The organism is Erythrobacter sp. SCSIO 43205 (genome assembly GCF_019904235.1).
Taxonomy (GTDB): Bacteria; Pseudomonadota; Alphaproteobacteria; order Sphingomonadales; family Sphingomonadaceae; genus Erythrobacter.
Map to the genome: position 1 here is coordinate 2,921,940 of NZ_CP063202.1, position 14,966 is coordinate 2,936,905.

At 57.6% G+C, this 14,966-nt stretch carries 12 protein-coding genes; 4 read left to right on the forward strand and 8 right to left on the reverse strand.

Annotation, left to right across the window (positions count from 1 at the left end):
• The first annotated feature begins 108 nt into the window (after positions 1-108).
• The 4 genes from INR77_RS13790 (at position 109) to INR77_RS13805 (ending at position 4,728) form a co-directional block, all read left to right on the forward strand.
• Positions 109-834, forward strand: coding sequence for an ABC transporter substrate-binding protein (locus INR77_RS13790; protein WP_255573798.1), 726 nt, complete (start codon positions 109-111; stop codon positions 832-834).
• A complete protein-coding gene (locus INR77_RS13795; protein ID WP_223071593.1) occupies positions 831-1,808 on the forward strand; it encodes an iron ABC transporter permease in 978 nt (325 codons plus the stop codon). The genes INR77_RS13790 and INR77_RS13795 overlap by 4 nt, the downstream gene beginning before the upstream one ends.
• Entirely contained in the window at positions 1,805-2,581 is a 777-nt protein-coding gene (locus tag INR77_RS13800; RefSeq protein ID WP_223071594.1) for an ABC transporter ATP-binding protein, read from the forward strand. Before INR77_RS13795 ends, INR77_RS13800 begins: the two co-directional genes overlap by 4 nt.
• A gap of 104 nt (positions 2,582-2,685) precedes the next feature.
• Positions 2,686-4,728 carry a hypothetical protein gene (locus INR77_RS13805; protein ID WP_223071595.1) on the forward strand — a complete coding sequence of 681 codons (2,043 nt, stop codon included), beginning with the start codon at positions 2,686-2,688 and terminating at the stop codon, positions 4,726-4,728.
• A 49-nt stretch (positions 4,729-4,777) separates the two neighbouring features.
• Here the strand turns inward: INR77_RS13805 and hypF are convergent, their stop codons facing one another.
• From hypF to INR77_RS13845, 8 genes are read right to left on the reverse strand one after another with little or no spacing between them, the layout of a single operon-like run.
• Positions 4,778-7,150, reverse strand: coding sequence for a carbamoyltransferase HypF (hypF, locus tag INR77_RS13810; protein WP_223071596.1), 2,373 nt, complete (start codon positions 7,148-7,150; stop codon positions 4,778-4,780).
• Positions 7,150-8,604 carry a nickel-dependent hydrogenase large subunit gene (locus INR77_RS13815; RefSeq protein WP_223071597.1) on the reverse strand — a complete coding sequence of 485 codons (1,455 nt, stop codon included), beginning with the start codon at positions 8,602-8,604 and terminating at the stop codon, positions 7,150-7,152. The genes hypF and INR77_RS13815 overlap by 1 nt, the downstream gene beginning before the upstream one ends.
• Positions 8,601-9,608, reverse strand: coding sequence for a HupU protein (locus INR77_RS13820; RefSeq protein WP_223071598.1), 1,008 nt, complete (start codon positions 9,606-9,608; stop codon positions 8,601-8,603). Before INR77_RS13820 ends, INR77_RS13815 begins: the two co-directional genes overlap by 4 nt.
• A complete protein-coding gene (locus INR77_RS15985; RefSeq protein ID WP_223071599.1) occupies positions 9,608-11,002 on the reverse strand; it encodes a sensor histidine kinase in 1,395 nt (464 codons plus the stop codon). The genes INR77_RS13820 and INR77_RS15985 overlap by 1 nt, the downstream gene beginning before the upstream one ends.
• 3 nt (positions 11,003-11,005) lie before the next feature.
• The gene (locus INR77_RS13830; RefSeq protein WP_223071600.1) at positions 11,006-12,496 is read right to left on the reverse strand and encodes a sigma-54 dependent transcriptional regulator; all 1,491 of its coding nucleotides are present in this window, start codon (positions 12,494-12,496) and stop codon (positions 11,006-11,008) included.
• Positions 12,496-13,533: a hydrogenase expression/formation protein HypE gene (gene hypE / locus INR77_RS13835; protein ID WP_223071601.1), complete on the reverse strand. Its 1,038-nt coding sequence runs from the start codon at positions 13,531-13,533 to the stop codon at positions 12,496-12,498. The genes INR77_RS13830 and hypE overlap by 1 nt, the downstream gene beginning before the upstream one ends.
• Before the next feature lie 5 nt (positions 13,534-13,538).
• Positions 13,539-14,702, reverse strand: a complete 1,164-nt coding sequence (gene hypD / locus INR77_RS13840; protein ID WP_223071602.1) for a hydrogenase formation protein HypD — start codon at positions 14,700-14,702, stop codon at positions 13,539-13,541.
• Positions 14,699-14,959 (reverse strand): HypC/HybG/HupF family hydrogenase formation chaperone, encoded by a 261-nt coding sequence (locus INR77_RS13845; RefSeq protein ID WP_223071603.1) that lies wholly within the window; start codon positions 14,957-14,959, stop codon positions 14,699-14,701. The genes hypD and INR77_RS13845 overlap by 4 nt, the downstream gene beginning before the upstream one ends.
• Positions 14,960-14,966 lie beyond the last annotated feature (7 nt).

The following is a 14,966-nucleotide window of genomic DNA, read 5'->3' on the forward strand; positions in this document are numbered from 1 at the left end:
CGCGCTATCCTTTCAGGGTTTTTGAGCCTTCTCCTCCTCGGATGTTCCGGAGGTAAGAAGGTATCACTTGGCCCAGAAGGAGAGCGCGCACCGCAACGGATTGTCAGCTTGGATTATTGCGCTGACCAATATGTCCTTCGTTTTGCTGAGCGTGGTGACATCGTGGCGCTTTCACCTGATGCGGACAAACCTTTCTCCTATATGCGCGCTGAGGCGTCCGGCATCCCGCAAGTGCGCCCGCGCAGCGCGGATGTCTTGGCGCTGGAGCCTGATCTTGTTTTGCGCTCTTATGGCGGCGGCCCGCAGGTGGGCGTCTTCCTTGAGCGCGCAGGCGTTGAGGTCGTGCAAATCGGTTACCCCGGCACGATTGATGACGTGCGAGCAGAGGTGGCTCGGGTCGGAACCGCGCTTGGCAAAGCTGACGAAGCGCGCGATTTGGCAGACGAAATGGACGCACGTCTAAGGGTACTGAAACGCACCAGAGAAGCACCAAGCGCACTCTACATAGCGCAAGGCGGCGTCACATCGGGCCAAGGATCGCTCGTACACGAACTCATGCTCGCAGCAGGGCTTTCGAACTTTCAGGACCGCCCCGGCTGGAACCCAATTCCTCTTGAGCGGCTTGCCTATAATCGTCCCGATCTGGTCGTTGCCGCCTTTTTTGAAGGCGCGGGAGGTAGCACTGACTCTTGGAGCGCTACGCGCCACCCAATCGCGCAAAAGCAATTGAGCGAGCTGCCCGTCGCCAAGGTCGAAGGCGCGTGGACGGCGTGCGGGGGATGGTTTCTGGTTGAGGCGGTGGAAGCTATGGCCGAAAAGGCGACAAGCCAATGAGCCGCGTGTCCGCCCTGCTCGGCTTTGCACTTGCCGTAGCGATCATCGTCTCGCTCCTTTTGGGTTCGGTCCCATTGCCTTTGGGCCGGGTAATAAGCGCACTAGCTTTTGGCGGTACAGTGGGTGACCAATTGGTGGTTTGGGACATTCGTTTGCCGCGCAGTCTGGCCGCCGCGATTGTCGGCGCTGCGCTGGGAATGAGCGGCGCTGCACTACAAGGGCTCTTGCGCAACCCCCTCGCCGAACCGGGCATTCTTGGCGTCTCCGCCACGGCAGCTTTGTGCGCCAGTGTCACGCTCTATTTCGAGCTTGCAGCGAGCGGTCCCTTCGTCCTCCCAATTGCCGCAGTGATGGGCGCGCTGCTCGCTACCATCATTGTCGCAGCCGCCGCCTTGCGTTCGCAATCGGTGGTAAGCCTTATCCTGATCGGCGTTGGCCTATCCAGCTTTGCCGGCGCGCTCATGGCGCTTTTGATGAACCTGTCGCCCAATCCGTTCAGCCTTGCGGACCTTGTCAATTGGACGCTGGGCACGGTTGCCAATCGCAGCTTTCAGGATCTCGCGTTTGCCGCCCCACTCGCGTTTACGGGAATGGCGATACTCTGGGCAACGCGGCGCGGGCTATCGGCGCTGACGCTCGGCGAAGAGGCCGCTGCCGGGATTGGCGTTGACCTTAAGAAACAGCGTATCGCAGTTATCCTTGGCGCAGGTGTGGCGACTGGCGCATCGGTCGCTCTCGCTGGAGCAATCGGTTTTGTTGGCATTATCGCGCCGCATCTGGTGCGCCCCTTTGTCCGTTATGATGCCAGCCGTCTTTTGCTGCCTTCTGCTCTCTTAGGCGCAGTGCTGCTTGTGCTGGCCGACATTGGAGTGCGCGTGATCCCCACTGACACGGAGCTAAAACTGGGCGTGGTCGCGGCGCTTATTGGCGCGCCGGTCTTCATCTGGATTGCGAGCAGGCGGAGGCTTGCATGACCTCGTTGAAAGCGGAAAATCTGTCCTTTTCAGCCAAGGGCACCCCGCTCGTCCACGATGCGAGCTTTGCCCTTGAAGCTGGCACTCTCACCGCCTTGGTCGGCCCCAATGGCGCGGGCAAGACGACACTGCTTCGTTTGTCTTTGGGCTTACTCCCATCTGACAAAGGCCATGTTGAGATTGATGGCCATGACATCGCGACCCTCTCGCCAATGGAGCGCTCCCGCAAAGTCGCCTATCTCCCGCAAATTCGCCCACTTGCCTGGCCCCAGCCAGTGCGCGACCTCGTAGCGCTTGGGCGTTTCGCCTATGGCGCATCGCCTGACAAACTGTCTGAGGCCGATGAAGCGGCCGTCGCAAATGCCATCACCGCTTGCCAGCTTGACGGCTTTGAAACCCGGAGCGCTGACACATTGTCTGGCGGCGAACTTTCACGCGCTCATCTTGCAAGAGCGCTTGCCGCTGAAACCCCTGTGCTTATCGCAGATGAACCCGTCGCAGCACTCGACCCGCGCCACAGCCACGAAGTACTCAGCCTCTTCAAACGCGCGGCGGATAGGGGCCAAGCCGTGCTGTGTGTGATCCACGATCTGTCTCTTGCCGCCCGCTATTGCGACAGGCTTATCTGGATGAAAGAGGGACGTATTGTGGCAGATGGAAGCCCCGTCGACACCCTTACGGCTGAACGCCTTCGCGATGTTTTCGGCATCACAGCGCTCAGCCACGTAAACGCACAAGGCGAAATTACGCTCGATATTCAAGGGCCTGCCTGATCGAACGCTAATGGCGGCTTTCCATAGCTCGTCAATTCTGTATCCTGCCTTTTGCAAGCTTATGTCTTGGACACGCAATCGTTCAAGGCGCAAGGGGGGACAATATGAGCGATACGAGGCGCATTGGCCTGTTGTTCGTGCATGGCATCGGTCAGCAAAAGCCGTGGGAGCATTTGTGCAAATCAGCTTCGCGTTTTGCAGAATTGTTGAGAGCCCATCCTCATAAAGGCGCAATTGTCTCAATCGTGGACCGCACGCGCGAATGGGGCGATCCGTGCGCTGCCCCCCCGATCAAGTCCCGCGACGAAGAAGCGCATCCCCCGCCGCCGATCACCATCCACTACCGTGTGCCTGACGAAGGGATTGTGATCGATTTCGAATGCTATGAAGTGTGGTGGGCGGACCTGGGCAAACGGCGCGGTCTTGGTGAAGCGATCAAATTCTGGCTATGGGGTTTGGGCCAATGGAACGCGCCGATTTACGCCAAGCGCGATGCGACAAAGCTGTCCCATAAACCCGCAGCCGATGAGCGGCCCGGTGTCCATGTGCCGCGCTCAACATCTCTGTCTCCTCTGGTGCAGATTTTCTCGCGGATGAGCCTTGCATGGGCAGGCATTGTCGCCTCGCTCATCTTCATCAGCACATGGGGTATTTTTCGCATTCTGAGCCTTGTCACCGGCAAGCAAGTCTCGCTTGACCTCATCGTCGATTACATGGGCGATGTTGAGATTTACCAGAAACGCGGGACGCCCAATCAAGGCTTGCCCAGCGATCCGGGACACGCAACCCGTGTCGCGATCCGCCGCCGGATGGTCAGCCAGATGGTCGCTATGGGCGCGCGTGATTACGACAGTTGGAATATCCTTGCCCACTCACTCGGCTCGGTCCTCGCCTTTAACGGGATTGGCGAGATCGGGCACACATTGCCCAATTATTGCGACAAAGAGCTTTGGGACAAGCTGCCCGATGATCTCAAGCGCGATCCCGATTGCCGTTTGCGCGATGACACGCATGACATGATCCCTGCGCGCCCTGCGTGGTTGGAGCATGAAGACTGCATCAACAAGGGCAAGCTTTTTGGAAACCTTTCCAATTTTATCACTTACGGCAGTCCTTTGGGAACCTTCGGCGCAATCTGGCCGCGCATCGTTGCCTTTGAAAAAGGGGTCGGACGTGCAGGCAAGGTGCGTGACAGCGGCGTGTTCGACAACACCCGCTGGATCAACATCGTCTCAGGCAGTGACCCTGTCTCTGGCCTGATGGAGCGTTATCGCAAACAATTGGCAGACGAAGACAAGAATGATCTTCCAGAAGAAGTGAACCTGCTTCGACCAGGCTGGGCCTTCTATGGGGCCTCGCACAACGATTACTTCAAACCCAAATGGCCAAGCGCACGCGGCAGTGCTGAGCGGCCCAGCAAATATGCGAGTTTTCATAACGAGGTTGTCGAACAACTCTTCCGACAACCCGGCAAACCGCCACAGATCGTGTCAGAGCGAGCGGATATTCGCTCACACGACCGCCAAAGAATGTGGAACTCATTTTGGGCAACCATGGTAGTTTATCTTGCGTGCTTCACAGGATTGGGTGTCCTCATCTGGGCGTTGGGAGGGCAATTGCCCGAAGGTTTCCAGTTCAAGCCAGATCAATCGCCCACGACCGAAGATGGATTCAATCCGAGATGGCTCGGGCAGTTAACCGCTGGCTGGGCCATGTTCTGGCTCAGCCTGACGATGGGGGCGGTCTATTCCGCCGGCATATCGCGCTATCGTCAGGAGGTTAGCCGCGACCTTGCGGAATGTCGGTACGAACTGAACTCATCGCCAAAGCCGTCGCCTGAGCGGGCTAGCGATCTTGAAATCGGTATAAAGATTGATCGCGTTTCCTATTGGGCCAACATCATCTTTGGCTATCCTACGACAATCGCCTGGGTGCTGATTTTCTTGAGCACAATTGATTGGGCTGTAGAAAAAGCCCCGTTCCTCCAGCCGATCGAGTGCTGGATTTTCAGTGAGTTTGGCAATGCCCGTCCCATCGCTCCTGTTGCAGCGCTTTTCCTGATATTCTTTGCCAATTCGCTCATGCAAGCAGGATTGAGCCGGTGGGCTGTTTGGCTCCGCAAGAGACATGAGCAATCGCATGGATGAAAGGGCGCTGAAGCGAATAGCGCGATCTTAAAGAAGACCAGGCAAGCTTCTACGAAGGAGCGCGAGAAACGGTGATCTGCCCACCATTAAAAAGCGAGGCCGCAATCACAGCCTGTCCCAACGACAAGCCACCATCATTGGCAGGAAAATGCCGGTGGATGAGAGGTTGCAAACCCATGTTGGAGAGCGTTGCGCGCAACTCCTGCCGCAAAATCTGATTTTGCAGCACTCCACCGGAAAGAACGACCGGCGTGTCAGGGACCATGTAACCGCTTCGCTCGATCAGCTTGAGGAATATATCGCCGACGGTTTTGTGAAAACTTGCTGCGATCAAGCCATGGTCCTTGCCCGCCGACAAATCCGCTGCAATCGCGCGCCACATTGGCGCAATATCCGGTCGCCAAACGTCGTCCGCGTCTCTCTTAATAACGCCGATGGGATAGGCCACCGCGTCGGATATGTGAGGCCGCGCTAGTGCTTCCAGCTCCATCGCTGCTTGTCCCTCAAATGACAGCTTTTGCGGATGAATTCCCAAAATCGCGGCAACTGCGTCGAACAAACGGCCCGCCGATGAACAGGGGGGCGCGTTCAGTCCGGCGGCAATCATCTGCTCGATCACCTTCACGCTGCCATCGTCTGGAAGGTGCGCCAAAAGAGCTGGAACCTCGTCACGCCAATCAGGTCCGAAAGCGGCAAACAGGTGAGCCACGCAATTGCGCCAGGGCTGTTTTATCGCAGCGCTTCCGCCGGGAAGAGCCACATCTGGCAAAGAGGCCAATCTGGACGCCGTGGTATAGGTGCCGTGCAAAATCTCACCGCCCCATAATTGACCGTTCGCGCCCAGCCCCAAACCGTCGGCGATAATCCCCACCGCCTCTGTTCCAGCATCAATACCGTTCTCGGCAAGACAGCTGGCCATGTGCGCATGGTGATGGACCACAGTGACCAAGGTTGCCCCGGTTTCCTGCGCCATTGCTCGACCAAGTTGCGTGGAGAGATAATCCGAATGTGCATCAACCGCGATAATCGCTGGGCGAAAGTCATACACCTGCTGAAACAGCGACAGCATTTCGCGGTAGTCGGCAAGCGCAGCAGCATCTTCGAGGTCGCCAATATGTTGTGAGACAATCGCCTCATTGTCGCGAAGCAGGCAGAATGTGGCTTTCAATTCTCCGCCCATGGCGAGGATCGGTTGCTCACACGAAAGCGATTGAGGCAAGATGGTAGGGTCAGGAGCCATCCCGCGCGCACGGCGCAAGACCATGGGCGCGCCGTCATCAAAGGCCATCACGCTGTCATCGATGCGGTTCACGATGTCACGATCATGCATCAGCAAGGCATCGACAATGCCATCAAGTTTCGCGCGCGCTTCGGCGTTGTCGGTGATTTGAGGTTCGTCGCTCAAATTGCCCGATGTCATGACCAGTGGACTGTCCAGCCGCGCCATCAACAGGTGGTGGAGCGGGGAATAAGGCAGCATCGCGCCAAGCCGATCTTGCCCAGGAGCAATCGCCAGCGGGAGCGCTGGCGCGCATGGGTTTCGCGGCAGCAGTACGATTGGCGCGGCGGATGATGCGAGCACCTTCGCCGCCTCGTCGCTCACCTCGCAATATTGGCGCGCGCTTTCCATCGATGGCACCATAAGTGCAAACGGTTTGGCGTCGCGCGCCTTGCGCTGGCGCAGCAATTCGACAGCCTTTGCATCCTCGGCAAGACAAGCGAGATGAAAGCCGCCGATCCCCTTAATCGCAAGGATAGCGCCGTTCTCCAGCATTGATGCAGCGGCAGCGAGAGGATCCTCATCGCCCGCATCACCACTTTCCCGCTCAAGCCAGAGCCTTGGCCCACATTCAGGACAAGCAACGGGCTGTGCGTGAAAGCGGCGGTCTGCCGGGTTCGCATATTCGGCGGCGCAAGCCTCGCACATGGGAAAGGCTGCCATGCTCGTATGGGCGCGATCATAGGGGACCTTGCGAATGATCGAAAAGCGTGGGCCGCAATGGGTGCAATTGGCAAAGGCGTGATCGTGGCGGCGGTCGCCGCTATCGCAGATTTCAGTCAGGCAGGCTGCGCAGGTTGCGGCGTCGGCTACGATGCCGGTCTTTGCTTCCCCTCCCCTGCTCGGCGCAATGGTGAAGCCATCGGAAAGGTCCACTGTCTCAGACCATGAAACGACGACCTCCTGTACACGCGCCAAAGGAGGTGCATCTGAGCGTAATTTGCCGATGAATTGCTCAATGGCCATACGCGGCCCCTGCGCCGCTATCACGACCCCTTCCCCATCATTCGCGACATCCCCCGTAAGGCTTAGGTCATGCGCCAACTGCCAAACAAAGGGACGAAACCCGACACCTTGAACCTGTCCGCGCACGCGAATGGAACAAGCAGCGACATGGGAAACATGGGCGATACCGCCCTCCATCAATGCACCGTGCAGACCATGCAGGGATCGAAGCTGCGCACCACGTGCTGAACCGCGACAGGTTCAACCTCGCCTTCGCGGATGGGAGTGCCAGCCAATGCTTGTTCCAATGGGCCGGGATTGCCCTGCGCATCGCGTGGGCTGAAATTCCATGTGGTTGGCGCGATGATTTGATAGTGTTCAATCTCGCCATTGCGAGTGCGCAGCCAATGGCCGAGCGAACCGCGCGCCGCCTCTGTCAGCCCCGCTGCCTCGCCATCTTCGGCAAGGGGGCTGTGATCGATAAACCGCTCTTCGGTATCAATCGCCGCGAGCCATTGTTCCATCTGTGGGACGATAAGCGCCAGTTCGAGCATCCGAGCAACGATCCGTGCTTCGACATTTGCGCCGTTCGCCGCGAGTTCGCGCAGCAATGGGTGACCATCGACAAGCAGGCGCGATAATGCGCCCACCTCAACCGGCGCACCGTCCAGCCGGGGGGCTTTGCACCAGCTATAAGCATCGCCGCTTGTATCATAGTCGGGCACTGGAAAGTCATTGAGCGGTCCGGATGCGTCCCCAGCGCTGCGATACCACGCGTGGCTGATGTCCTCGCGAATGCGGTCGAGAGCGAGGACAGCAGGCCCACCATTCTGCCACGCCCCGCGTTTGAGGAAGTGCCCTTCCTGCAAACAATATGCGCCAAAACTCATGTGCAGATTGTGCGAAACGCCAAGCTTTGACAGGCCAAGTTTGCGAGAAACCTGAAGGAACATCGCAAAATCGGAAGTGGCCGATGCACGCTGATCGGCCCACTGCCAAAGCGCGTCGGCGCTGAACAGTCCCGCGACATTTTCCAACGTGTCGCCAAACAAGGTGCGCTCTAGATAAAGGCGGAATTGCGCGATGATCGCGCCCAAGCGCACCTTTTCCGACCGACTAATGGCCCTTGTCGATCCGCCCGGTTGAATCGACAAGGTGTGCGGCCATTTGCCTGCCAATATGCCCAGCATCTCCATCCACGCTGCGCGCGCAGGCAATGCGTCCTTCGCGGCGGTTCCTTTTACCGCGGCAAAGCGCTCAGCCACCGGCTGATACCATGGCTCATCCGCGTAAGTGTCCCGTGCGAAATCCGGCATGAAAAACAGGTAAAAATGGGTGAAATGATCAGCGAGATTTTCGACCGCATGGACAAGGTTGACCGCGTGTCGCCCCGCCGGTGGGACACTTCGCCCGCCCAAACCAGCAAGCGCATAGGCGGCCGCGACCGATTGGGACACCGAACAAATTCCGCAGATGCGCGGGGAATAGACCAGCGCATCCATCATCGGCTTGCCAACCAGCATCTTTTCAAATCCGCGGTAGAGCGGCGAAGTCACCTCGGCGGAGATCACCTGTCCTTCGCTGCTGTCGAGGCGCACTTCAAGATCGCCCTCGACCCGGTTGAACGGCCCCATCACGATGCGTTTCGTCATTTGCGCCGCTTCCCTTCGCCAAGCGCGCTGAGCCGATCCGATGTCGCGTCGCGGTTAAGCCGCTCCGGCGTTGCCGCCTTTGACAAGGACGCCAGTGCGACGAACCACGCCTTGGGCATATCGGTGGGCAATCCGATTGGGATGCCTGAAATCTTCGGCGTCTTGGTGAAGCCGTGCCCGGGCTCTTCAAATTCGGGCGCGGTGCAGTTGATGCAAGGATAATTGCCATCAAGGCACGACCCTGAACCATTCCATGCACGAATGTTGCAATCGGCCCGCGCCTGCGTGCCTTTGCAGCCAAGGTTTTCCATCATGCAGCCCATATCGCATAGCTTTTGCGCGCTCGCCTTGAACTCATAGAACTCGTTGCGCGAACAACCGTGATGGACCAGATGCCCGGCAAAATTGAGCGGGCGTTGCAGATCGTCCATATCACGTTCGTCAAACGCGCCTGCACCGATTTGCATGATCGTTTCGGTGAACCAATCGGGATGGATGGGGCACCCTGAAATGTTGATCACTGGCAAACCACTGCCCGAGCGGAAATCTTCGCCCAGCAATCCGCCGGCCTGCTTGCCATCATAGGCAAGGCCGATTGCGCCAACTTCATTGCCGCCCGCAGCCGTGATCCCGCCAAATGCCGCGCAACTGCCAACCGCAACGACATAGCGAGCGCGCCGCGCGACCTTTTCGATCACGCTCATCATCGACTGGTCTGACCCCGCCATTCGGTGGAACATCCCTGTGCCATTGGGGCCGGTCATCACCGAACCTTCAAGACACACGATGTCGATTTCCTCGCGGCCTTCAGCGATGGCATTGATGATGCTCGCTGCCTCGGAACCTGTCTCTTCGCTAAGCGAGGGATGCCAAGCGATCTCGACACCGGCAATTTCGAGACTGCGGACAAGGTCCGGTCCTTGCGCCCCGATCAAAGACATGGTGCAACCGCCGCAGCCGCCCGATTGCAGCCAGAGCAAGCGTAAGGGGGGAGATTTCGCCATCAGTCGTCCTCTCCCTGATCCCCAGATTTGGGCAGGGTCAGCATGAACGATGCGCCAGACAGCTCCGACGGAGCGAGGGAAAGCTCACCCCCTAATCGGCTTGCCATAGAATAGCTCACATAAAGGCCAAGGCCGGTCCCTGAACCAATTGGCTTGGTTGTAAAAAACGGCTCAAAAATCTTGTCGCGGTTCTCAACGGCAATGCCCGGGCCATTGTCACTTACAATCACCTGCACTTCGTCAGCGTTTTCTCTGACGGCGATTGCAATAAGTGGATCATCGCGAAGTTGCACCGCATCACAGGCGTTTTGGATTAGATTGACCAATATCTGATGCGCCTGACCTTTCATCACGGTGACTTCAAGCGCTTCGGGCGCATCTATCCGAAACTCGGGCTTTATCCGCTGCGCTTTTGCGACCCAATCAATTGCCGTGCTGATAAGGCGGATGAGATTGAACGTTTCGGGCTCTTCCTTTTGGCTGGAAGAGAAGCGTCGCAAATCCTGAACGATGTCGCGCACGCGCTCTGCGCCTTCCAATGTCCCTTCGACCAAAGGCCCGATGTCGGAGAGAATGTTGTCGATCCGCAATTCGCGTCGCAGCTCAATCATTTCGCTGCCCTGCAATTCACCTTCGGCAGCTTCAAGATAACGCGAAATCGCCTCCCCATATTTTTTGAGCGAATACATATTGCCGAACACGAAGCTGATGGGGTTGTTCAGCTCATGCGCAACGCCAGCGACCAAACGGCCAAGCGCGGCCATCTTTTCGCTCATCAATAGCTGTTCCTGGGTCTGGGTCAGTTTCCGATGGGCTTCATCGAGGTCGCGATAAGCGCGCTGCAATTCGCCAAGCGGGCGGCCCACGAACACAAATCCCGCAAACTTTCCTGCGCCGTCATGGCGTGCCGCGATATTGGTCGAAACTGTCGCCAAAGCGCCATCGGCCGCGACCAAATGCCATTCGCGTTGATCAACAGCACCGCCTGCTCGCACATGCGCCATCGCCTCCCTGATGGACGGTTGTTCGGACTTGTCAAACAACTCCGATATTTCGCGCGACACCATTTTGTCCGCGCTTTGGCCTATCACCTTCAACAAAGCGCGATTGACCCTTTGGATGCGCCCATCCGCGCTGCACGCAAGCAGCACATCGGTCATCGATTCCAGCACGGAATCGATCAGATCGTGCGCTTCGACCAGCTCCAGATGTTGTTTCTCAAGCGCGGTCTGAGATGTGATTAGGTCAGCATAGACGGCATCCATTTGCTGGATGACTTCGATCCATGTTTCCTCACCGGACTCAGTCGGAAGCCCCGCGCCGCCCTCACCTCTCTGAGACAATGAGGGTGGAGGTGGCGGTGGGACAGGAGGTAAGCTGGACTCGCGTGACATGGATCAGTTCGGTGCCCTGCGCGATATGGGATGGACATTTTCAAGTCCGTACCGATCAAGCTTTGACCGCAGGCCCACGCGTGACAAACCCAGTTGCCGCGCAACCTTGCTCTTGTTCCAACGGTGCTCGATCAAGGCGTCGCTGATAACTTTTGCCTCCAGCGCTTCGACCCGATCCTTAAGCGAACCGCTCAGCGTGCTTTCGAAGTCCGCGTCGCTTTCGCTCATAGGGGTCTGGCGCGCACCATTGGTTCCGGCCTGCAAGAAATGCGTTGAGAGCGTGTCCACGTCCAACCAGCGATCAGGTTTACCCCGGACAAGCATCCGGTGAACCTCATTCTGCAATTCGCGGACATTTCCGGGCCAGGAATAAGCGATGAGGTATTCCATCGCTTCATCACTCACCCCTTTGACCGGCTTGTCCATCGCTTCCATCGCATTGGTGAGGATTGAATCAATCAAAAGCGGCAAGTCCGAAGGCCGATCTTTCAAATCGGGAAGCTTCACGATCATCCCCGCCAGACGGTAAAAGAGGTCGGCGCGAAAACGCTTGGCTTTCACTTCCTCTTCAAGGTCTTTGTTGGTCGCTGCGACAACTCTCACATCAACCTTGCGCGTGCGAGTGCTGCCTAATGGCCGGATTTCGCCTTCTTGCAGAACGCGCAGAAGCTTTACCTGAAATGCAGCTGAGGTTTCGCCAATCTCATCGAGGAACACTGTGCCGCCATCCGCGCGCTCAAACAGTCCTGTATGATCGGCAACTGCGCCTGTGAAGGCCCCTTTGCGGTGACCGAACAATTCGCTTTCGAGAAGTTCATCGGGCAAAGCGCCGCAGTTTTCGACGACGAACGGCCTTTCCCAGCGCGGTGAACCATAATGCAGAGCGCGCGCGGCCAGCTCTTTGCCCGTACCCGAACTGCCATGCAGAATGACCGAAAGCGAATAGGGAGCAATGTCGCTGAGCGATTTGCAAACCTCGTCCATTGGGCTTCCCGGAGCCCGGATAATTCCGTCATCGAAACTGCACGATTTGCGCAAGCCTTCGCGTCGTTTCTTGATCACATTGCCTGCTGCATCGGGCGCCATGCGCAATTCGACCGCCAGCAATTCATTTTCGCGTTGTAGGGCGCTGAGGCGGCACGCGGCTTTCAAAGCGAGGATGAGATTATCCGGGTGCCAAGGTTTTGTGATGTATTGAAAGATGCCCGCATCATTGATGCCATCGATAATGTCGTGCGCATCGGTATATCCCGATATGATCATCCGCACGACGTCGGGCCAGCGTTCCTTTACCTCTTTAAGGAATTCCACCCCGCTTTTTTCGGGCATCCGTTGGTCGCACAAGATCACTTGAACATCGTTATCTTCGAGCAGGTGCGCCGCTGCATTGATATCGGTCGTCGTCAGGACCTCGAAATCCTGATCGAGCGTACGGCGCAGTGATTCCAGCGACCGCACCTCGTCATCAACAACCAAGACCAGCGGCAAATCCATTAGCAAATCCTCGGCAATTGTTCGCCCGACAACCAATCGACGACGCGCATTCCGCCAATCGCTGTCTTCATCCGCACAAAGCCAGGCTGATCGGCGCAAACTTCGCCAATGCAGCGCGCTTCCCTGCCCTCGTCATGCTGCGCCATGACATCCAATAATGTCTGGACCTTATCCATGTCGCAAATGCAAACAAGCTTGCCTTCATTCGCAATATGCAGCGGATCAAGGCCAAGCAGCTCACAGGCGGAAGCGACTTCGGTACGCACCGGGATAGCCGCCTCATCCATGATCAGGCCAAAATCAGCCCCGTCAACGAGCTCGTTCATTGTCGCCGAAAGGCCACCACGGGTCGGATCACGCAACAAAGCGATGTCAGGCACAGCTGCGAGCATATCAGCGACCATGTGGTGCAGTGCTGCACTATCCGACGTGATCTGAGTCCCGAATTCGAGGTTTTGGCGCGAGGCCATGATTGCAACACCATGATCACCAATCGGACCCGACAGGACGACTGCCTGCCCCGGCTTGATCCGGTGCGGACCAATATCAACGGCATCGTCAACCACGCCAATGCCGGTAGTCGTGATGAAGACACCGTCACCCTTGCCGCGTTCAACGACTTTCGTATCGCCGGTTGCAATCGGCATTCCGGCGGCGCGCGCAGCCTCACCCATGGAAGCGGCTATGCGGTCAAGATCGTCCAGCGGAAAGCCTTCTTCAATGATAAAGCCCGCAGAAAGCGCGATTGGCTTGCCACCGCCCATCGCGACATCATTAAGCGTCCCATGCACCGCAAGCGAACCAATGTCGCCGCCCGGAAAAAAGAGCGGTGAGATCACGTGTCCATCGGTGCTGATGACAATCCGCCCTTCGGGACGCGCGATCAAAGTGGCATCATGCTTCTGATCAAGCAAAGGATTGGCGAAGTGGTGGGCGAAGATATTGCGGATAAGATCCGCCATCGCCCGGCCACCCCCGCCATGGCTCATCGCCACACGCTCGCCTTTGCGAAAACGTGCCTTGGATGCTGGCGTCATCGCGTTCACTGGGCAGGCTCCAGATCGCGCTCCGCAGCCATTTCAGCGAGCGTTTCGGCCCGGCGATAAGTCCAATAGGCGGCGCATGAGCCCTCAGAACTGACCATGCAGCTTCCCATCGGTGTTTCTGGCGTGCAGACATTGCCGAAGAGCTTGCAATCCTTTGGTTTTTTGACCCCACGCAAGATCGCAGGGCATTCGCAAGATTTCACCTCGCGCGATACCTTCTCGCTGATTTCAAAGCGTTTTTCAGCATCAAAAGCAGCGTATTTCTCGCGAATGGAAAGCGCGCTTTCAGGAACAGAGCCCAGGCCGCGCCATTCGAAAGCGGGGCGAATTTCAAATATCTCGTCGACCAAATCCTGAGCGCGTTCATTGCCCTCGCGTGTTACGACGCGGGCATATTGGTTCTGGACCTCAACGCGCCCCTCATTGACCTGACGAATGAGCATCAACACGCTCTGCATCACATCAAGAGGCTCAAAGCCGGCAATAACCACCGGCTTTTGATATTTGTCAGCGAGAAATTCGTAAGGCTGTGAGCCGATCACCGTAGAAACATGGCTCGGCCCCAGAAATCCGTCGAGCCGTACCGCCTCTTCGGGGTCGATTTCAGGCGCATCAAGAATGTGTCGGATCGCTGCAGGCGTCAGAACGTGATTGCAAAAGAGCGTGAAGTTTTCGAGCTCCTCCTCGCTCGCTTGCTTAATCGCAAGAGCTGATGGCGGTGTGGTGGTTTCAAAGCCAATGCCCAGAAACACCACCTGCTTATCGGGGTTCTCGCGAGCGATTTTGAGCGCGTCGAGCGTCGAATAGACCATGCGCACATCGGCGCCTTCAGACTTCGCCACCATGAGCGAGCGCCGCTTTGTCCCGGGCACGCGCAGCATATCACCATAGGAGCACAGGATTACACCGTGTCGATCCGCAAGTTCGATTGCGTCGTCCAGACGGCGCACGGGGAGAATGCAGACGGGGCACCCGGGACCGTGAACGAAATGAACGTTGTCCGGCATAAGATCCTGCACGCCATAGCGAAAGATCGCATGGGTATGGCCGCCGCAGAATTCCATGAAATTGTATTCGCGCGCCGAATCAGCCTCGGCCCGGATCACTGCCGCAAGGTTTTCAGCCAGCTTGGGGTCGCGAAATTCCTCGACGTACTTCATGCAGCTTCCCCCTCTTGGGCAATCTCTGCCAGCTCTTCGTCCAGCAATCCGCCTTCCGCCATCATCGCGAGCGTGCGCTGCGCTTCTTCCTCGCTGATGAGGTGAAGCGCATAGCCGACGTGGACGAGGACAAAATCGCCCACCTCTACCTTGTCGAGAAGCTCGACCGAGATATCCTTGACCACTCCGCCAAGCGATACGGTCGCCATTCCATCATCGCCAAGGCGCGTGACCTGAGCCGGGATTGCAAGACACATGGCAAGC

Excerpts from the sequence above, each read along its gene's own strand:
- INR77_RS13830 (WP_223071600.1), bottom strand. The coding sequence starts at position 12,496 with ATGGATTTGCCGCTGGTCTTGGTTGTTGATGACGAGGTGCGGTCGCTG.
- hypE (WP_223071601.1), bottom strand. The coding sequence starts at position 13,533 with ATGACGCCAGCATCCAAGGCACGTTTTCGCAAAGGCGAGCGTGTGGCG.
- INR77_RS15985 (WP_223071599.1), bottom strand. The coding sequence starts at position 11,002 with ATGTCACGCGAGTCCAGCTTACCTCCTGTCCCACCGCCACCTCCACCC.
- INR77_RS13820 (WP_223071598.1), bottom strand. The coding sequence starts at position 9,608 with ATGGCGAAATCTCCCCCCTTACGCTTGCTCTGGCTGCAATCGGGCGGC.
- INR77_RS13815 (WP_223071597.1), bottom strand. The coding sequence starts at position 8,604 with ATGACGAAACGCATCGTGATGGGGCCGTTCAACCGGGTCGAGGGCGAT.
- INR77_RS13800 (WP_223071594.1), top strand. The coding sequence starts at position 1,805 with ATGACCTCGTTGAAAGCGGAAAATCTGTCCTTTTCAGCCAAGGGCACC.
- hypF (WP_223071596.1), bottom strand. The coding sequence starts at position 7,150 with ATGGAGGGCGGTATCGCCCATGTTTCCCATGTCGCTGCTTGTTCCATT.
- hypD (WP_223071602.1), bottom strand. The coding sequence starts at position 14,702 with ATGAAGTACGTCGAGGAATTTCGCGACCCCAAGCTGGCTGAAAACCTT.
- INR77_RS13845 (WP_223071603.1), bottom strand. The coding sequence starts at position 14,959 with ATGTGTCTTGCAATCCCGGCTCAGGTCACGCGCCTTGGCGATGATGGA.
- INR77_RS13805 (WP_223071595.1), top strand. The coding sequence starts at position 2,686 with ATGAGCGATACGAGGCGCATTGGCCTGTTGTTCGTGCATGGCATCGGT.
- INR77_RS13795 (WP_223071593.1), top strand. The coding sequence starts at position 831 with ATGAGCCGCGTGTCCGCCCTGCTCGGCTTTGCACTTGCCGTAGCGATC.